The following is a 19139-nucleotide window of genomic DNA, read 5'->3' on the forward strand; positions in this document are numbered from 1 at the left end:
ACACGAGGTTTGGGCTTTGCCCATTATCCTTCTAGAAGCTAAAAAGACTACTCTCTTAGCAAGAAAAAGAACTTAAAATTATTGCTAACCGAGGACACGAGGTTTGCATCAATTTTAAGATATACATTAATAAATTCTATGCATAGGCTTGTCTATTTATAATACAAATATAATAAAAATATTAATAAATGATTCTTACTATCATTACTTTATACAATAAAATAAGGAATTTATAAAAAGACTTTCATTTATTTTTAACATGAATTATGAAAGATATGATATAATAATGTCATGTTTTAAGATTTAATATCACAAAATTAAAATATAAAAAGACTTATAGTAAAGTACTGGGGGTAAGGTTATGAATGAAAAAACAGGGGCAAAGAAGACAATTGCGTTAATAGCACATGATAATAGAAAACAAGCGTTGATAGAGTGGGCTAAAGAAAATGTTGATGTTTTAAGTAAACACGATTTGTGCGGAACTGGAACTACAGCTAAACTTATATCTGAAAAAACAGGGTTAACTGTTAAAGGTTTTAAAAGTGGTCCTATGGGCGGTGATGAGCAAATAGGGGCAAGCATTGTAGACGGAAAAATAGATATAATGATTTTTTTCTGGGATCCTCTTACAGCACAGCCTCATGATCCAGATGTAAAGGCACTCCTTAGAATTTCTGTATTATATGACATTCCGATTGCAATGAATCAATCTACAGCAGATTTCTTAATGAAGTCATGCCTTATAAATGAGGAATATGATAATCATGTAATTGACTATTATGATAGAATACGAAAAGATAATTTTTAAAGTATGTCAAAAGACTACATAAAAAAATAAATGTTCCTAAAAAATTTTGGGAACATTTATTTTTTTATGCAATATGGAGTATGGCTGTTGCATTAAATAAAAAAATTGAATTAGCTTTTGGTAATTGCATCCTTCGCTTTTCAGATAGTACCTTTTCCTATATTAGTATAGTGTTTTAAATTCATAGCCAGTTGATTTTAAATAGTCTATTATCATAGGTAAGGCTTTTGCTGTCTCCTCCTTACCATATGTATCATGCATTAAAATAACTACCTTATTTTTCTTCCCTACTGATGTCTTAACATTGTTAAGCAGTTCATAAGCATTCTTTTTTACTCCTTCTGCATCAAAATCATAGGCAGTCCAATCTATAGTTACCATTTTCCTTTGAGAAAGAGTATTTTTGAAGTTTGCTAAATTTGGATCTTTATAATAAACTCTTGACATATATCCACCGGGCATTCGAATAACTCTTGTAGAAAATGATTGTCCCAAAATTCCTTTTAGTATATTGGATGTTCTATCTACTTCACTCATAAATTGATTAATATTTAGTATATTATTAGGATACAATAGCTTAAGATTATGAGAATAAGTGTGATTTCCTATTGAATTACCTTCATCAAAAATTCTTTTAACTAAATATTTAGAATTCTGATTTTCTTCTATAACTTGTCCAAGCAAGAAAAAAGTTGCATGTGTATTGTAATTTTTCAGAGTATTTAATATGCTTGGTGTTACAGTGGTTGAAGGTCCATCATCAAAAGTTAAGTATGCGGTTTTTTTACCATCTTCCTTGAAAGCATCTTCAACTTTTACTCCATAGCTTGGAATAGGTTGCTTGGATGAATCAAGGTTAGGTTTAGAAATGTTACTGTCAGCTTCAACATTATTTGAGATAAAGCTGTTTGATTTACTTTTGGAAGTATTTGTATTTATAAAATTATTGCTTTTAGATAAAGCTATTTTTGAAGTTGAAACTTTAACTTTTTTTGTGGTTTTAGTTTTTAATTTGTTATTTAATGACAATGATGGCATAAAAACAAATAATAAAATTAGTACTAATATGCATATAAATAATGAAATGATTTTTTTCTCACTATTATGCTTATTTATGATATTGTTTAACATTTAACATTACCACCTTAAGAAATATATTAATTTATGACTATAGCTATAATTTATCACTAACCATACAATATTTGGTTACAAAAAAACTATTTTTTATTACAATATTGTTACATACATATGAAAAAGTCTAATATTCATAGCCTAAAAAAAATAAATTAGCGTAATTTGTAAAAAAATATTGCAATTTCAATTAATGTAATAAATTTTATAGAATATTTAACCTATAGTTTGTGAAAACTTATATTATAAATTTAAAATATATTTTTAAATTTATAATATTATAAAATTATAGGAGGAATTAACCATGGCAAGAAGCAATAGTAATAGAAAATTAGTACCAGAAGCTAAAGAAGGATTAGATAAATTCAAGATGGAGGCTGCTAGTGAAGTAGGAGTAAACTTGAAGAACGGTTACAATGGAGACCTTACTTCAAGAGAAAATGGCTCTGTTGGTGGTCAAATGGTTAAAAAGATGGTTGAAAGTTACGAAAATAATTTAAAATAGTTTAGTAAAAACCCGCATTTATTTGCGGGTTTTTATTTTAAATAATGTAAAAACAAATGGAAAGCTGTAAAATTTATATTTCAAGCAAAATATATACCTTAGAAACAATTTGGAAATAACTTTATAAAGTTTGGCAAAAAGATAGTGATATAGTAATAATATGGTTATTAAATTTATAAAGACTGGAGAATGTAAAATGAATGACAAACTAGTATCTATTATAGTACCTATGTACCATGAAGAGGATGTTGCAAATGAATGTTACAAAAGGTTAAAAAGCACAATGGAACATAATTCAATAAAATACGAGCTGATTTTTGTAGATGATGGAAGTAGGGATAATACTTTAAGCATTCTTAAGAATATTGCGGCTTTTAATAATAGAGTTAAAGTAATTAGTTTTTCCAGAAATTTTGGTCATCAGATAGCTGTAACTGCGGGGATAAATAAAGCTAAAGGTGATGCTGTTGTTATAATTGATGCAGATTTGCAGGATCCACCAGAATTAATTCCTAGGATGATTGAGTTATGGGAAAAAGGATATGAGGTTGTTTATGGAAAGCGAATCAAAAGAAAAGGAGAATCAATATTTAAACTTTTAACAGCAAAGCTTTTTTACAGATTTTTAAATAATATGACAAGCATAGATATACCTTTAGATGTAGGTGATTTTAGACTTATAGATAGAAAAGTTGCTAATATTTTTAGCACTATGAACGAAAATAATAGATTTATAAGAGGAATGATAAGCTGGATAGGTTTTAGACAAATTCCTATAGAGTACGAGAGGCAAGAAAGGTTTGCAGGAAAAACAAAATATCCTTTAAAAAAAATGATTAAGTTTGCAGAGGATGGAGTAATTTCATTTTCTTCTAAACCATTGAAGTTAATTGGATTTTTAGGATTTTTATGTATTGAAATTTCAATTTTTATATTTTTATATCTAATTATAATGAAATTTATATTTAATAATAAAATACAAGCATATTTACCTATTGTTATGATTATTACATTTTTTAATGGAATTCAACTTGGTGCTGTGTGTTTATTAGGAGAATATATAAGTAGAATATATGATGAAAGCAAAAAAAGACCTTTGTATATTATAAATGAAGAAATAAATATAGGAGATAACAGCAATGAATGTAAATGTATTTATTGATAAATTAATAAATTTTTTAAAGGTAAATTTATTAAATATTATAGGAGCACTTATATTTGGCTTAGGAGAAATAGAATTAATTAAGGTTATGAAAATATATTCTGTAGGAAGGCGAGGAAAACTAGCCTTATTAATTTTATTTGTTATACTCTTCTACTTTATAGTGCAATGGTATGGAAATGTGTGTAAAAAAACTAATATGAGAATTATATTTATGATTCTTTTAGGATTAGCTATTTATGTTAGAATGAGTATGTTTAAATATGTGTCTGGAGACTATACGGATTATTTAAAAGTTTGGATAGACAAAATGAGGCAATATCGAGGAATGGAGGCACTATCAAAAAATATTGGAAATTATAATCCACCATATATGTATATATTATTTATTATATCTAAATTTAAGTTAGATTCTTTGTATTTGATTAAATATATTTCTGTTGTTTTTGATTGTTTAATTGCAGTATACATATTTAAAATGGTTTATAAGTTTAAAACGCAAAAGTCATTTTTACCATTCATTTCATTTTTTGTATTTTTACTTTTACCAACGGTTATTTTAAATAGCTCGATGTGGGGGCAATGTGATAGTATATATGCTTTATTTTGCCTAATGGGGCTATACTATACTTTGAATAATAAAAAGTATCTTGGAATTATATTATTTTCTACAGCCTTTTGTTTTAAGCTTCAAAGTATTTTTATATTACCAATAATATTAGTGTTTATATTTAAAGAAGAGTATAACATTAAACATCTAATTTTATTTCCTATAATTTTTTTTATAGAGCTGCTTCCAGCTATATTTTGTGGAAGACCTTTAAATGAAATTTTTATGATTTATTTTAATCAAGCGGACTATGTTAAATTTCTTTCAGCAAATAGTCCAAGTTTGTATTCTTTTGTTGATAATACAAGTAGTAATTATGAAGCTTTATATTTACCTTCATTATTATTTGCTGCTGTTGTTATGTTGTTATTTATTTGTTTAACATATTTTTTTAAAGATGCAATAGAAAACAGAAAATATATAGAAATTTGCTTTGTGCTAACGCTTATAATACCATATTTGCTGCCTAAAATGCATGAAAGGTATTTTTATTTGGCAGAAATATTTTCTTTGTTGTATGTATGTCTTAACAATAAAAGATGGTATATATTGCCTATGACTGTTATAGCTTCACTTTTAGGATACAGGAATTATTTATTTTTGGAAAAATTAAGTTCAATTTCATTAAAAATAGGTTCTATAATGTTATTTGTAGTAATTGCATTAACCTTTTGGGATGTGGTTTATAATGGATTAGTTTATAATTACAATAAATGCTATAAAGATAACTAGATTTGAAGATTAACTGCATAATATTAAAAATTCTATATCTGAATACAGATGCTAGCATTCATATTCAGGTATAGAATTTTTGTTTATAGGTAACTATTTAAATTTTAATGTAATTTTTGTTTATGTGGATTTAATCATAATAGTCATCATAATCGTCATAGTAGTCGTCATAATAATCATCATAGTAGTAATAAGGTGAAAAGTAGTAAGGATAATAAGGTCTTCTTCTCCTTCTTCTTCTTCTCCTTCTCCTAGGACGACTATAATATTGTCTAGATTGAGATTCAGTACTATCTAGAAATGGACAATAAAAATAAGGATTGGAAGTTTCTTCGTAATCTTCCTTTTCATCAGTGGTTTCATTAGAAGTTTCAGAACTATCTCTATAGATTGACATGTGATTCCTCCGAAAATTTTATTTACGATAATTATAATATTCAATATATAAAGAAATGTTACTTAAAAATATTAAAATATACATATGGATTATTATTTTATATCAATTAAAATATGATATAATTAATGGCAAAAGATTATACAATGCCAGGCGGTTAAGTTTAATATATGGATAGGAGAGATATTATGGATAAAAATATGCTGTGGAATATGGAACAAAGAGTTAAAATAACTATGGAAAACTTAGAAAAAAATAATATGGAAGCCTATTTTGTAAAAGATGAAGAAGAAATGATGGACAAGGTAAAAGAAATTGTAACCGAAGGTGAAACTGTTGCGGTTGGCGGATCTATGACACTTTTTGAAACAGGGATTATAGATTACTTGAGAAATGGAAAATTTAATTTCCTTGATAGGTACAAAAAAGATCTTACTTCAGATGAAATTAAAGAAATATTTAGGAAAAGTTTTTTTGCAGATTCATATTTCGTAAGTACAAATGCTTTAACACAAAATGGTGAACTTTATAATGTTGATGGAAATGGTAACAGAGTTGCAGCTATGCTTTATGGCCCTGATAAGGTTATTGTAATTGCAGGTATTAATAAAATTGTAAAGGATGTAGATGCAGCAATAAAAAGAAATAGAGAAATTTCAGCACCTACAAATGCCAAAAGGCTTAATAAGCTAACACCATGCACTAAGATAGGGCAGTGTATGGATTGTAAAAGTAGCTATAGGATATGCAATGAGTACACCTTGATAAGGAGACAGGGCTCAAAGGGAAGAATAAAGGTAATTATAGTTGGAAAAGAATTAGGATATTAATTATGGAAAAAATAATTACTTATTCATTAAAAAGTGGAAATGTAAATTCTGATGATTATTATAAAGATATATCTAAATTTACAGATGAAGTTATAAATAATAGCAGTGATCTTTCAAAAAAAATAATTGAAAGCTTTAAAAAATATATTGAACAAAATAAAATTGAAAAACTGCGAAGTACAGAAGAATATATGCTTGAATTTTTAATTATAGGTGTACTTTGGCAGCTTTATAGTGATGATGCTATAAAGCTATCAAAACTTCCTCAAAAGATTCTTAATGAACTTAATGACTTAAGGCAAAAAGGAAAAGACATTAAGGGAAAGATAGATATTATAAGGGGAATATTATCTACGATATTTTTAATGCCAAATGATAATTATAATTCAAACGCTGCTTTAACTTATGAGAATTTTAACAAACTTATAAGCTGGCTGAAAGCTTCAGGTGAGTTTAATGAAGAAGTTAAAAGATTTTTAAATTGGGGACAATATATATGTTATATCGGTGAGGAAAAAACAAAGGAGTTTTTTACTATTGCAGTTACTTTAGCTCTATATTTTAGTGCAAGAAGTGAAGCAGTTTTAGGAAAGTATACAGTTAAAATAGATGAATTTTTAAAAAATGAATATCCAAAGCATAAGTGGAAGGAAGATGTAATTCTTTGTGGTAGACAAAGAGTAGAATATCATTTAAATATGGTAGGGGCTGAAATACTTAATTGCGTTTTTAGTGGAGATTTTTTGAAAACTAAAGAGAAAAAACTTATACTTCCAGCATGCATGAGATATAAAGGTCAAAATGAATGCAAGGCTAAAGCTACAGATGAAGGATATGTTTGTAGATATTGCTCAAATTTGTGCAGAGTTAATAAGCTTACTAAACTTGGAAATCAGTATGGTTTTCAGGTTCTTATAATTCCTCATGCATCCTCAGCCTTTAAGAATGCCAATATTGAATACGGAAAAATAGGTATAGTTGGAGTTGCATGTATTCTTAACCTTTTAGAGGGTGGCTATAAGGCACGCAGACTTAATATGGTTCCACAATGTGTAATCTTGGATTATTGTGGCTGTAAAAATCATTGGGACGATAAGGGCATAGTTACGGATGTAAATTTAAATCAACTTAAGAAGGTTTTTAATATATGTTTATAAATAATATTAATAAAATTAGTAAATATTAAAAGGTGAGTAGAATAGTAAGGAGCAATAACTATGAAAAAATTTATATTTGTGTCTGATTTTGATGGTACTCTTACAGAAAAGGATTTTTATAAAATTATTATGGAGGAATATTTAAAAGAAGATTGCAAAAAGCTATATAAAGATTGGAAAAACAAAAAAATTAAGGATATCGATTATTTAGGTTATGTATTTAGAAATATAGGTAGAAATGAAAAGCAAATATTCGAAGATATAATGAAGATATCGCTAGATCCATTTGCTAAGGAGCTCATAGATAATGTAAAAGCAAATGGAGGGGAATTTGCTGTTGTAAGTGCAGGCACAAGTTATTATATAGATAGGGTTTTTATGAGTAAAGGAATTAAAGATGTAAAAGTCTATTCAAATAAGGGTGTATTTAAAAATAATGGAATATATTTTGAATTGGATAAAACAAATGAATTTTATTCCGATATTTATGGAATAGATAAGGGAAAAGTAGTGAAGAAATTAAAAGAAGAATATGATTTTGTGTTTTATGCAGGAGATAGTGAACCAGATTTAAGTGCTGCTCTTATATCCGACGTGGTTTTTGCAAAAAATAGTCTTGCAGAGCTTCTTCAAAGTGAGAATAGAGAGTATTTTAAATTTGAAAATTTTAAAGAAATATGGGATAAAGTTAAAATTTATTTGAAAGGGTGAAGGCGTTGAAAAAATCTGATCATAGAATTTCAATACCATCTATACTTGAAGTTGGAAAGGGTAACTTAAAAAATATAGGAAACATAATAAAGAAAGGTGAATTCGAAAATGTAGCCATTTATTATGGAGATGGAATACATGAGTTGTTTGGAAAAGAAATTGAAAATTCTATAGCTGAAGCTAATATAAGGTTTCAAAATATGGGAGAAGTTAAAAATATAGATTTTGAAGAAATTGGTGTAGAAGCTTTTGAAATACCCAAAGAAGTTGATGCTCTTATAGCTATAGGTGGAGGTAAGGCTATAGATGTAGTTAAATACATGAGCTTTTTGAAAAGGATGCCTTTTATAAGTGTTCCAACGTCCACATCAAATGATGGTTTTTCAAGTACTGTAGCTTCTCTTACTTTAAAGGGCAAAAGAACTTCTTTTCCAGCAAAAACTCCTTATGGAATAATAGTTGATATAGATGTTTTAAAAGGAGCACCAGAAAAGTTTATATATTCTGGAATAGGCGATCTAGTTTCAAATATAACAGCTCTTTATGACTGGAAATTTGAAGAAGAAAATGGCAAAAGCTATGTGGATGATTTTGCAGCTATGATATCAAAAAAATCTGTGAATAGCTTTGTGAGAACAGATTTTAAAGATATTAAAGATGATTTATTTTTAAAGGAGCTTGTGGATTCCCTTACCATGAATGGAATAGCTATGGAGATTGCAGGAAATAGCTCACCAGCGAGTGGCTCAGAACATTTAATATCACATGCTTTAGATAAGTTTTTGGAGAAACCGCAGCTTCATGGAATTCAAGTAGGAATTGCAACATATATAATGGCAAGAGTTCAAGAGCATAGATTTGAGAGAATAAAAAAAGTTCTCTTAGAAACTGGCTTTTTTGATTATACTAAAACCCTTGAGCTTAAAAAAGAAGATTATAAAAAAGCAGTTGATATGGCACCAAGTATAAAACCAGGAAGATATACTTACCTTCATGTAAGAGGAAATCGTGATTTAGCTAAAAAAATCATAGATGAAGATGAAATTTTAGTGAAAGTGTTAAAATAAAAGTCTACGGTTAAAAAATGATGATAAAGATCTATGTCATTAATGGAATCTAAGAATTGCTTGCTTATAAATACATTATTAGAAAGTTTATCATGAGCTGCATATAATATAATTATAAGTATTTTTAGGAGATAGTTATATGGATAGCAGCGTAGTTCTTATATTTTTTTATATATTGCTTGTGATGCTCGTTATAGGACTAGGGTATATATTTTATCTATGGAAGGAAAAGGATATAGAGATAAGAGAAGATTACTACGGACTTAATTTTAATGTATTTAATACCATAAAAAATGAAGAGTATAGTAAAGAAAATATAAAAGCTATACTTAAAATAATAAAAAATAGCATAATTTATGTTGAAGAAAATCATAAGTTTGACATTAACTTAAGAAAAGAAAACATTGCTCTTAAAATTTCAAAGGATGAAATAAGTAAATTAAATCTTAAAAGTAAAATAGATGATGAGAGCGTAAGAATCATTATAAGAATTGGTTGTGCATTTATGCTTTCAGATAAAAAATAAAAAAACACTTTACGATTTTATAATAAACATATAAAATAAACAAGAGTAATGGAATTAATTTCATTACTTTATTTTTGCTATTTATGTTATTGATTTTGATAGTTGAAGCAGTTTAGATATTGGAGGAGAACATGATGAATAATGAAAATACTTATGATGTAACATCACTCACATCTCTTGAAAAGCTTGAACCTGTGAGAGTTAGGCCTGGAATGTATATAGGCTCTACTGGAAGCAAGGGGTTGCATCATTGTATATGGGAAATATTAGATAATGCTATAGATGAGCTTACTAATGGCTTTGGGGATACGGCTTATGTAATATTGAATGAAGATAGAAGTGTTACTATTGTAGATAATGGTAGAGGTATACCTACAGGTATTCATCCTGTAAAGAAAAAGTCCGGTGTGGAAATGGTTTATACAGAACTTCATACTGGAGGAAAATTTGATAATAAAAACTATAAAACATCAGGAGGGCTACATGGTGTTGGAGCAGCAGTTGTAAATGCATTATCTGAATGGGTAGAGGTTGAAGTAATGCAAGGAGGTTTTGTGTATAAGCAAAGATTTGAATATGCTTATGATAAATCCTTAAAGAAGAAAATGCCAGGAACTCCTGTTACAAAACTTGAGAAAGTGGGAAAAACAGATGAGACTGGAACAAAGGTTACCTTTAAACCGGATAGAGAAATTTTTAGCACTATAGATTTTAAATTTGAAACTATAGATGAAAGACTCAAAGAGCTTGCTTTTCAAAATAAGGGAATAACTTTAGTTTTTATAGATAGGAGAAATGAAGAGGAAGTAAGGAAAGAGTATCATTCTGAAAATGGTCTTTTAGATTTTATAGAATACTTAAATGAAAGTAAAACTCCTATTCATAAAGAGCCTATTTTATTTGAGGGCGAAAGGGAAATTGCTGGGGTAAAGCTTTATGCAGAAGTATGTATGCAATTTACGGATTCGACTACAGAATATATTGCGAGCTATGTAAATAATATACCAACCACAGAGGCGGGTACTCATGAATCTGGATTTAAAACTGGAATGACAAGGGCATTTAAAGAATGGGCAAAAAAACTAAATATTTTAAAAGAAAAAGATAAGGAATTTGAAGGCGATGATATAAGAGAAGGGATGACAGCAATAATAAAAATCAAGCTTACAAATCCTATTTTTGAAGGACAAACTAAGACAAAGCTTGGAAATAGTGAAGCTTATACCATGATGAATGACCTTTCCTATACTAAACTCTGTGAGTGGGTAGAGGATAATAAGGACTTGGCATCAATGATAATGAAAAATGCCGTAGAAGCTGCAGCAAGAAGAGACAGAATAAAGAAAATAAATGATGCAGAAAAGAAAAAAATAGGCAAAGGCGCAGCACCCCTTGCTGGAAAGATTGCTGTTTGCACAATAAAAGATCCAGAGCTTTGTGAGTTTATAATTGTCGAAGGAGATTCAGCAGGAGGAAGTGCAAAGCAAGCAAGAGACAGAAGATTTCAAAGTGTAATGCCATCAAAAGGAAAAATAATGAATACAGAAAAGCAAAAGCTTGAAAATGTGCTTGGAAGTGAAGAACTTAAAATATTTAATGCGGCCATAGGGACAGGAATACTTGAGAATTATAAGGAAGAAGATTTAAGATATCATAAGATAATAATAATGAGTGATGCTGATGTAGATGGATATCATATAAGGACATTATGGATGACATATATATATAGATATATGAGACATATTATATCAAATAATCATTTGTATATAGCACTGCCGCCTTTATACAAGGTATATAAAAATTCAAAAGGCAAAGAGATTGTTAAATATGCTTATAGTGATGATGATCTTGATGAGGCAAAAAGAAAAATTGGAAAAGGAAGTCTTATACAGAGATACAAAGGACTTGGCGAAATGAATCCAGATCAGCTCTGGGAGACTACACTAAATCCGGAAACAAGAACGCTTCAGCAGGTTACTATAGAAGATGCGGCTAAAGCCGAAAAAATGGTTTCACTTTTAATGGGTGACGTGGTTGAGCCTAGAAAGAATTACATGTACAAATATGCTGAATTTTAATTAAAGGGTTACCATGCTGAAAATTAATTTATTATAAATTAGCATATGAGGTGACCTTATATCTGGAAGGAATGAAAATATGGCAAAGAAAATAAATATACCAAAGGATAATAATATAGTAAGGATTCCAATAGAAGAAGCAATGCCCGAAAATTATTTACCTTATGCAGTAGAAGTGGCAAAAGAAAGGGCACTTCCTGATGTAAGAGATGGACTTAAACCAGTTCATAGAAGAATATTATATGGGGCTTATATGCTTAAGGCTTTTCCTGATAAGCCTTATTATAAATCAGCAAGAATAGTTGGAGATATACTAGGGAAGTATCATCCACACGGTGACAGTTCTGTTTATGAGGCTATGGTTATCTTAGCACAGAATTTTACAACAAGGCATCCTCTTATTGATGGACACGGAAATTGGGGAAGCATAGATGGAGATAGTGCAGCTGCCATGCGTTATACAGAGGCAAGGCTTACACCTATAGCGCTTGAAATGCTAAAGGATATAGATAAAGGTGTAGTTAATATGGTTGACAACTATTCAGGTTCTGAACTTGAACCTGAGGTGCTTCCAGGAGGCTATCCTAATTTACTTGTAAATGGAACTTTCGGTATAGCAGTTGGACTTTCAACTAATATACCGCCACATAATTTAAATGAAACTATAGATGCTTCTCTTGCGTATATTGATAATAACGACATAACAATAAAAGAACTTATGAATTACATAAAAGGGCCGGATCTTCCGACAGGAGGAATATTAATAGGCAAAAATTCACTTAGAGCAGCTTATGAAACTGGAGAGGGCAGAGTTACTTTAAGAGCAAAGACAAAAGTTGAAAAGCTTGAAAACGGAAGATTTGCCATAGTTATAACTGAATTTCCTTATAAAAGAAATAAAGCTAAGCTACTTCAAACAATTTCAGAGATGACGGCAGATAAAAAGCATTCTAAAGTTCTTGAAAGTATATCAGATATACGTGATGAATCTGATAGAAATGGTATAAGAGGGGTAATAGAATTAAAAAAATCAGCTGATGAAAAAACTGCTGATAAAATACTAAAATATCTATTTAAGAAGACTGAGCTCCAATGCAATATAATATTTAATATGGTTGCAATAGCAGATGGTAAACCCGAAACTATGAGCTTAAAGACCATTTTAATGCATTACGTAAATCATAGAAAAGATGTTGTAACAAGAAGAACCCAAAAAGAACTTGAAATTGCTCAAAAAAGATTTCATATAGTTGAAGGCTTTATAAAAGCAATAGGAATTATGGATGATATCATAAAGACTATAAGAGCTTCAAAATCTAAAAAAGATTCTGAAGAAAATTTAGTTAAAGAGTTTGGATTTACAGAAGATCAGGCTCAGGCTATTGTAGAACTGATGCTTTATAGGCTTACAGGACTTGAAATAAAAACTTTTGAAAAAGAATACAAGGAACTTGAAAAAATTATAAAAAAACTTAATAACATACTTAAAAATGAAAAAGAACTTTTTAAGGTAATAAAAAAAGAACTCATAGATATAAAGAATAAGTATGGAGAAGAAAGAAGAACTGAAATAATTGAAAACGATGATGTGGCAAGAATAGATGTTGAAGAATTTGCAGTAATAGAAGATATCGTTGTAACTATGTCAAACGAAGGCTACATAAAAAGAGTATCTCAAAAAGCTTATTCAAGATCTAATGCAAATACTTCTGATATTGAATATAGAGAGGGAGATTTTAATAAGTATTTATTTGAGTCTAATACCGTTCATAATATATTGTTTTTTACAGATAACGGGAATATGTATAAAATAAAGGGAGATAGTATTCCAGAGTGCAAATGGAAAGAAAAAGGCGAAAAATTAGATAATATAATAAAAGGCTTGGATTTAAATAAAGAAAAAGTAATAAATATATTTTCTATACAAGATATGCAGGAAGATAAGAACTTTATTATGTTTACAGATAAAGGCGGCATTAAGAAGACTGGCATAGATAAGTTTTTAACTAATTATTCTAAGATAATGGCCTTAAAGCTTAGAAAAGATGAAAAGCTTGTGAAAGTCATATTTGATGAAGACGAGAGGAAAGAAAAATATATCGAGATAACAACAGAACTTGGACTTAGTTTTAAGTTAGAAGAACCATCAATTGAAGAGGCAGATAGAAACGTAATGTCATATACTATGTTTAATTTAAGTTCTAAGGATAGAGTTGTAAATATAAATTTTATAGAAAACAGTGAATGTAAAGCATTTGAAGTAAAGATAAGTTCAAAAGGAATTATAAAAACAAATTTGATAAAAAATAGTAAATCAGCTATAATTACATCAACGACAGAAAAAATTCTTATTTTCACGAACAAAGGAGCAGTTATAAGAGTGCCAGCTTTTATAATTGAAAATATTTCTAAGGAAGGCATAAGCATATCAACTATTTGCGATGAGTTTACAGAAGACTCTAAAGTAGTTGGCATTATTTCAGTAAAAAAGTTTGATGAAGGTAAATATATTTATTTCTTTAGCAAGAATGGTTTTGTAAAGAAGACTGCATTAAGTGAATTCGATGGGGATTATCTAACAACTCCATGCTATAAATTTAGAAATGAAAGTGATGAACTTATAAATGCTGAGCTTGGAGAGGAAACTGAAAGTGATATTATTTTGGTTACGGAAAAATCAATGTGCATAAGATTTCAAAATAATTCAGTAAATCCTATGGGCAGAATTGCATCTGGTGTTACTGGAATAAGTTTAAACGAAGATGATTTTGTAAAATATGGTTTTATACTTAAAAAGGAGTTTATTAAGATGAGTATTAAATCTAAATTAGGCGAAGAAAAAGAAATACTATTTGAAAATATAAAAGAACAAAACAGGGGTGGAAAAGGAAAAAGCTTAATGGTTGATGCACTTTCCACAATGAAGATTGAATAAAGCAAAGACTAAGTTTAAAATGTTTTTTTATAGGAGGAAAAGATGAGCAAAGTTTTATTGTTTTTAGCAGAAGGTTTTGAGGAAATAGAAGCACTTACTGTGGTTGATGTTCTTAGAAGAGCAGAAATAGTATGTGATACATGTTCTTTAAATGAAGAAAATGTAATAGGAGCACATGGCATAAAGGTTTTTGCAGATAAAACAATTGAAAACATAAATGCAAAGAATTATGATGCTGTTGTTATTCCGGGAGGCATGCCAGGGGCAGAAAATTTAAAAAACAGTGATAAGGTAGTAAGAATAGTAAAGGATTTTAATGATGAAGGAAAAGTTGTTTCGGCTATTTGCGCAGGTCCAATTGTTTTAGGAAAAGCAAAAGTAACAGACGATAAAAAAGTTACTTCATATCCTGGATATGAAAATGAACTTGGAAAGTGCAATTACTTGGAAGATATTGCTGTAATGGATGATAACATTATAACAAGCAGAGGACCTGCTACAGCAATTTATTTTGCCTTAAAGCTTGTAGAAAAACTTAAGGGAATAGAAACTGTAGAAAAGCTTAAGGAAGGTATGCTAGTAAATTTTCTTGAAAGTAAAATAAAAGCGTAATTATAGATAAAACCGCTTTGCTTGTGAAAAGTGTGCTTCTTAAGAGAAGAAACATAGTAGTAACTACTATACCTTATATAATACAAGAATAATAAAGCCTTCAAGTGAATGTAGTTAATAAATCCTACATTCAACTGAAGGCTTTATACTAATTTTTTTAAGACATGGAGAGATATATAAATGAAAGAAAATATACTTATCAATGGAGTTAAAGTTATATATGAACAGAGGATAGGAGAAATAACCTCTTTTTGCATTGGATTTAAAGCAGGGGCGTCAGAAGAAAAATTACAAGATAAATATGGAATTGCACATGCTGTAGAACACTGTATATTTAAGGGAACGAAGAATAGAACTGAAAAAGAAATAAATGATTTATGTGATGAAATTTTTGGTTTTAATAATGCTATGACAAACTTTCCTTATGTCGTATATTATGGAACTACGCTTTCTAAGGATTTTGAAGCGGGATTTGAATTGTATAGTGATATAATAATCAATCCAAGTTTTCCAGAGGAAGGGTTTGAAGAGGAAAAAAATATAATTTGTGAGGAACTTAATGAATGGAAAGATGATAAAGAACAGTTTTGTGAAGATGAACTTTTAAAAAATGCGTTCAACAATATAAGGATAAAAGAATGTATTATAGGAAATCATAGAAATATAAAAAAATTCACCTTAGATGATATAAAAGAATTTTACAATAAGTATTATATACCATCAAATTGTGTCATAAGTGTAGTTTCGTCATTATCAGAAGAAACTGTAATGGAGATAATAGAAAGATACATGCTTGCTTTTAAGAAAACTGGAAAGGTAAATCATGATTATAAATATGAAAATAATAAAAGCGGATTATTTTATAGTAAAAGAGAGATAGAAGGAGCGAGAATTCAGTATATATTTCCAATTCATAGTTTAACTAATAAGGAAATAAAGGCTTTAAGGATATTTAATAACATTTTTGGTGAAGGGACTAGCAGCTTTATCTACGATGAAATAAGAACAAAGTATGGACTTGCATACGAAATATATAGTAAAATAAAAAATGAAGGCGGAATAAAGCTATATACTATAAATATGGGTACTTCAAAGGAAAATATAGCTAAAAGCATTGAAATAATTGACAATACTATAAATGAAGCAAAGCAGCTTAGTGGATATTTTACAAATTTAAAAATAAAATCTTTGGAGAAAAGCATAAAACTTAAAAGGGCACTGGAACTTGAAAGATCTATTCAACTTGCTGCACAGTTATGTACTCACTATATTATGTATGGCACTTCAATAGATGTTTATTATGATTTAGATTTTAATATAAATGAGAACTTTATTCTAAAGACAGTAAATAAAGTTTTGCAAAATCCTTCTATTCAGGTTGTAGAGCCATAGCAAAGGAGATAAGATGAATAATATATTAGATATAATAAAAAAAGCTGAGTATACTCATGAACTTACTAAAGAAGAAATAATCACTCTTTTAAAAGATGACAAAAATAGGGATGAACTTTATGCGGCAGCAGATAGAGTTAGGAAAAAATATCTTGGCGATGAAGTGCACCTTAGAGGTCTTATTGAATTTTCTAATATATGCAAAAGAAATTGCATGTACTGCGGTCTTAGACGTGATAATAAAAAATTAAAGAGGTATAGGCTGAAGGAAGATGAATTAATAGAGCTTGCTAAAAAGGCAAAAGCATATGGATATCAAACAGTAGTTTTACAATCAGGAGAAGATGACTATTATACTGTAGATAAATTAAAACACATTGTTAAAGAGATAAAAAAATTTGATCTTGCAATAACTTTGAGTTTAGGCGAAAAAACCTATGAGGAATATAAGGCATATAAAGAAGTAGGTGCGGATAGATATCTTATAAGAATAGAAACTACTGATAAAAAGCTTTATGAAGAGTTAGATCCTGGTATGAGCCATGAGAATAGAAAGGAATGTTTGTATAATCTTAGAAAATTAGGATATGAAGTTGGCTCCGGCTGCTTAGTTGGTCTCCCAAATCAAACAATAGAATCTTTGGCAGATGATATTTTGTTCTTTAAGGAAATAGATGCGGATATGCTTGGTGTTGGGCCATTTATCCCAAATGAAGATACTCCTCTTGGAAAAGCCCAAAAGGGTGATTTTCACTTAAGTGTAAAAGTCATGGCTATAATGCGTCTTCTAATGGTTGATATAAACATACCGGCGACAACTGCCATGGAATCATTAGAGCCAGATGGAAGATCAAAAGCTTTAATGGCTGGCGCAAATGTAGTTATGCCTAATGTAACTGAAGGTGAATATAGAAAGCTGTATGCGCTTTATCCAGGTAAAATTTGTGTAAATGATACTCCAGGACACTGCAGAAAGTGCATTACACTTAAAATAAATAAGATTGGTAGATATGTATCTAACACTAAAGGTTTTAGAAACTGTAGCAAAACTTTATAGGAAATAAGCGGTTTAATAGGCTTTTAAGAATTGAATAAGTGTAATTTGCCACCCATTTGCCACTGACTTTTATTTTTGGGTGGCAATTATATTTTCAAGAATATTAACAGTATCATCTTTCATTTTTTTAGTTACATGTGAATATGTGTCCATTGTAGTAGCTAGATTGCCATGCCCAAGACGCATTTGGATATCCTTTATATTAGCGCCAGCTTCGAGCAACATAGTTGCATGTGTGTGTCTTAAAGAATGGAAATGAAAATTTATACCCAATTCATAGTTTACAATTCTGCTTAAATATTTCAATGAGTTCATTGTGATATTTTCTCCATTTTCTTTAGTACATACAAAATTAGATTTCTTATAATACTTACCATATTTTAATTGATTTTGTTTTTGCCATATTTGGTTGTGCTTTAAAACTTTAACTAAAGAATCACCTATATATATATAATTCTATTAGAGCTTTTAGTTTTTGGAGTGCCAAATTCCCATACGCCTTTACCTTTATCAATTAATATCTTTTCAACTTTTATAGTTTTATTATCTAAATCTACACAATCCCAAGTAAGACCACATACCTCAGCAATTCTCATTCCAGTATTAAAAGCTACCTGCAAGGGTACATAAAAACTACTTCCTTGAGGGAATCTTTCAATGATTTGGTTAAATTGTTCCATTGTAATTATCTTTAAATCGTCTTTATTATTTGGTATATTATCAAAACGGGGCATTTTTACATATTGCATAGGATTATCTTTTATAAATTGATAAGGATATACAGCGGCTTTTAGTGCTCCTGAAAGTACAGCATAAAAATTTTTAACTGAACTTTTAGCAAAACCATCTATAGATTTTTTATTTAAAAAGTTTTGCAATACTGAAGGCGTCAAAGCTTTTAGCTTGTAAGCTCCAAATGATGGTTTTATATGATTGTTTATAACTGTTAAATAGAATTGTTGAGTAGTATATTTTAAATTAATCATTACATATTCTTTGTACCAATAATCGAAATAATCAGCTACACTTATATTACTTTCGTCAATAACAGAGCCACAATTATTAAATTCATTAAGAGCTTTAGTAAGTGCATCCTCAGCTTCTTTTTTAGTTCTAAAACCTCCTTTTTCTTTTCTTTTACGCTTACCATCTACTTTGCCCATATCAAAATAATACGACCAAGTATCACCACGTTTTCTAGTTCCACCTTTCAAAATAAATCACTCCTTTTAGCTATTTTGTATTTGTTTTAATCCACTTAACAAATTCATCTTTTGGTATTCTTATTTTTCTTTCGCTAATTCTAAGGATAGGGAAACTTTTTTGATTAATAAGCTCATAAGCTGAATTTTTACCTATCCTTAGAATATTTTTAACATCCATTACAGTCAATAACATAGGTAACTTGTTAAATTCTTCTTCTGTCAAG

At 29.1% G+C, this 19139-nt stretch carries 17 protein-coding genes and 1 pseudogene; 14 read left to right on the forward strand and 4 right to left on the reverse strand.

The window, feature by feature from the left end:
* Positions 1 to 361 precede the first annotated feature (361 nt).
* Positions 362 to 811 carry a methylglyoxal synthase gene (locus LQK79_RS03530; RefSeq protein ID WP_231015560.1) on the forward strand — a complete coding sequence of 150 codons (450 nt, stop codon included), beginning with the start codon at positions 362 to 364 and terminating at the stop codon, positions 809 to 811.
* A 162-nt stretch (positions 812 to 973) separates the two neighbouring features.
* Here the strand turns inward: LQK79_RS03530 and LQK79_RS03535 are convergent, their stop codons facing one another.
* Complete coding sequence (locus LQK79_RS03535; protein ID WP_231015561.1) at positions 974 to 1942, reverse strand: polysaccharide deacetylase family protein; 969 nt, start codon at positions 1940 to 1942, stop codon at positions 974 to 976.
* A gap of 304 nt (positions 1943 to 2246) precedes the next feature.
* On the opposite strand from LQK79_RS03535, the gene LQK79_RS03540 reads away from it, so the two are divergent.
* The 3 genes from LQK79_RS03540 to LQK79_RS03550 all read left to right on the forward strand — a co-directional run bounded on the left by LQK79_RS03540 (position 2247) and on the right by LQK79_RS03550 (position 4951).
* Entirely contained in the window at positions 2247 to 2447 is a 201-nt protein-coding gene (locus tag LQK79_RS03540) for an alpha/beta-type small acid-soluble spore protein (RefSeq protein ID WP_053241581.1), read from the forward strand.
* A gap of 196 nt (positions 2448 to 2643) precedes the next feature.
* Positions 2644 to 3609 (forward strand): glycosyltransferase family 2 protein, encoded by a 966-nt coding sequence (locus tag LQK79_RS03545; RefSeq protein ID WP_231015562.1) that lies wholly within the window; start codon positions 2644 to 2646, stop codon positions 3607 to 3609.
* Positions 3587 to 4951 (forward strand): hypothetical protein, encoded by a 1365-nt coding sequence (locus tag LQK79_RS03550; protein ID WP_053241580.1) that lies wholly within the window; start codon positions 3587 to 3589, stop codon positions 4949 to 4951. The genes LQK79_RS03545 and LQK79_RS03550 overlap by 23 nt, the downstream gene beginning before the upstream one ends.
* A gap of 130 nt (positions 4952 to 5081) precedes the next feature.
* On the opposite strand, the gene LQK79_RS03555 is transcribed toward LQK79_RS03550, so the two are convergent.
* The gene (locus tag LQK79_RS03555; protein WP_053241579.1) at positions 5082 to 5348 is read right to left on the reverse strand and encodes a hypothetical protein; all 267 of its coding nucleotides are present in this window, start codon (positions 5346 to 5348) and stop codon (positions 5082 to 5084) included.
* Positions 5349 to 5533: 185 nt separating this feature from the next.
* Here LQK79_RS03555 and LQK79_RS03560 point away from each other — a divergent pair, with 185 nt between their 5' ends.
* The 10 genes from LQK79_RS03560 (at position 5534) to hydE (ending at position 17710) form a co-directional block, all read left to right on the forward strand.
* Entirely contained in the window at positions 5534 to 6175 is a 642-nt protein-coding gene (locus tag LQK79_RS03560; protein ID WP_231015563.1) for a lactate utilization protein, read from the forward strand.
* A 2-nt stretch (positions 6176 to 6177) separates the two neighbouring features.
* Positions 6178 to 7332 (forward strand): DUF116 domain-containing protein, encoded by a 1155-nt coding sequence (locus LQK79_RS03565; protein ID WP_231015564.1) that lies wholly within the window; start codon positions 6178 to 6180, stop codon positions 7330 to 7332.
* 60 nt (positions 7333 to 7392) lie between these two features.
* A complete protein-coding gene (locus tag LQK79_RS03570; protein ID WP_231015565.1) occupies positions 7393 to 8043 on the forward strand; it encodes an MtnX-like HAD-IB family phosphatase in 651 nt (216 codons plus the stop codon).
* Between the two features lie 5 nt (positions 8044 to 8048).
* Positions 8049 to 9110, forward strand: coding sequence for an iron-containing alcohol dehydrogenase family protein (locus tag LQK79_RS03575; RefSeq protein ID WP_231015566.1), 1062 nt, complete (start codon positions 8049 to 8051; stop codon positions 9108 to 9110).
* A gap of 139 nt (positions 9111 to 9249) precedes the next feature.
* Complete coding sequence (locus LQK79_RS03580) at positions 9250 to 9636, forward strand: hypothetical protein (protein WP_053241578.1); 387 nt, start codon at positions 9250 to 9252, stop codon at positions 9634 to 9636.
* A 131-nt stretch (positions 9637 to 9767) separates the two neighbouring features.
* Positions 9768 to 11714 carry a DNA gyrase/topoisomerase IV subunit B gene (locus LQK79_RS03585; protein ID WP_207642166.1) on the forward strand — a complete coding sequence of 649 codons (1947 nt, stop codon included), beginning with the start codon at positions 9768 to 9770 and terminating at the stop codon, positions 11712 to 11714.
* A gap of 79 nt (positions 11715 to 11793) precedes the next feature.
* Positions 11794 to 14649 (forward strand): DNA topoisomerase IV subunit A, encoded by a 2856-nt coding sequence (locus LQK79_RS03590; protein WP_053241576.1) that lies wholly within the window; start codon positions 11794 to 11796, stop codon positions 14647 to 14649.
* Between the two features lie 42 nt (positions 14650 to 14691).
* On the forward strand, positions 14692 to 15261 hold the full coding sequence (locus tag LQK79_RS03595) for a DJ-1 family glyoxalase III (protein ID WP_053241575.1): 570 nt from the start codon (positions 14692 to 14694) through the stop codon (positions 15259 to 15261).
* 180 nt (positions 15262 to 15441) lie between these two features.
* Positions 15442 to 16653, forward strand: a complete 1212-nt coding sequence (locus LQK79_RS03600) for a M16 family metallopeptidase (RefSeq protein ID WP_053241574.1) — start codon at positions 15442 to 15444, stop codon at positions 16651 to 16653.
* A 13-nt stretch (positions 16654 to 16666) separates the two neighbouring features.
* Positions 16667 to 17710 (forward strand): [FeFe] hydrogenase H-cluster radical SAM maturase HydE, encoded by a 1044-nt coding sequence (gene hydE, locus LQK79_RS03605; RefSeq protein ID WP_231015567.1) that lies wholly within the window; start codon positions 16667 to 16669, stop codon positions 17708 to 17710.
* Between the two features lie 69 nt (positions 17711 to 17779).
* On the opposite strand, the pseudogene LQK79_RS03610 reads toward hydE, so the two are convergent.
* Positions 17780 to 18924: pseudogene (locus LQK79_RS03610) on the reverse strand (site-specific integrase).
* A 19-nt stretch (positions 18925 to 18943) separates the two neighbouring features.
* Positions 18944 to 19138: a helix-turn-helix domain-containing protein gene (locus LQK79_RS03615; protein ID WP_231015568.1), complete on the reverse strand. Its 195-nt coding sequence runs from the start codon at positions 19136 to 19138 to the stop codon at positions 18944 to 18946.
* Position 19139: the final 1 nt, after the last annotated feature.

The sequence above is a fragment of the Clostridium guangxiense genome (assembly GCF_021043395.1).
GTDB classification, from domain to species: Bacteria; Bacillota; Clostridia; order Clostridiales; family Clostridiaceae; genus Clostridium_S; species Clostridium_S guangxiense.

Bases quoted from the DNA above. Each gene is read 5' to 3' on its own strand.
- LQK79_RS03530 (WP_231015560.1), top strand. From the start codon at position 362: ATGAATGAAAAAACAGGGGCAAAGAAGACAATTGCGTTAATAGCACAT.
- LQK79_RS03535 (WP_231015561.1), bottom strand. From the start codon at position 1,942: ATGTTAAACAATATCATAAATAAGCATAATAGTGAGAAAAAAATCATT.
- LQK79_RS03540 (WP_053241581.1), top strand. From the start codon at position 2,247: ATGGCAAGAAGCAATAGTAATAGAAAATTAGTACCAGAAGCTAAAGAA.
- LQK79_RS03545 (WP_231015562.1), top strand. From the start codon at position 2,644: ATGAATGACAAACTAGTATCTATTATAGTACCTATGTACCATGAAGAG.
- LQK79_RS03550 (WP_053241580.1), top strand. From the start codon at position 3,587: ATGAATGTAAATGTATTTATTGATAAATTAATAAATTTTTTAAAGGTA.
- LQK79_RS03555 (WP_053241579.1), bottom strand. From the start codon at position 5,348: ATGTCAATCTATAGAGATAGTTCTGAAACTTCTAATGAAACCACTGAT.
- LQK79_RS03560 (WP_231015563.1), top strand. From the start codon at position 5,534: ATGGATAAAAATATGCTGTGGAATATGGAACAAAGAGTTAAAATAACT.
- LQK79_RS03565 (WP_231015564.1), top strand. From the start codon at position 6,178: ATGGAAAAAATAATTACTTATTCATTAAAAAGTGGAAATGTAAATTCT.
- LQK79_RS03570 (WP_231015565.1), top strand. From the start codon at position 7,393: ATGAAAAAATTTATATTTGTGTCTGATTTTGATGGTACTCTTACAGAA.
- LQK79_RS03580 (WP_053241578.1), top strand. From the start codon at position 9,250: ATGGATAGCAGCGTAGTTCTTATATTTTTTTATATATTGCTTGTGATG.
- LQK79_RS03585 (WP_207642166.1), top strand. From the start codon at position 9,768: ATGATGAATAATGAAAATACTTATGATGTAACATCACTCACATCTCTT.
- LQK79_RS03590 (WP_053241576.1), top strand. From the start codon at position 11,794: ATGGCAAAGAAAATAAATATACCAAAGGATAATAATATAGTAAGGATT.
- LQK79_RS03595 (WP_053241575.1), top strand. From the start codon at position 14,692: ATGAGCAAAGTTTTATTGTTTTTAGCAGAAGGTTTTGAGGAAATAGAA.
- LQK79_RS03600 (WP_053241574.1), top strand. From the start codon at position 15,442: ATGAAAGAAAATATACTTATCAATGGAGTTAAAGTTATATATGAACAG.
- hydE (WP_231015567.1), top strand. From the start codon at position 16,667: ATGAATAATATATTAGATATAATAAAAAAAGCTGAGTATACTCATGAA.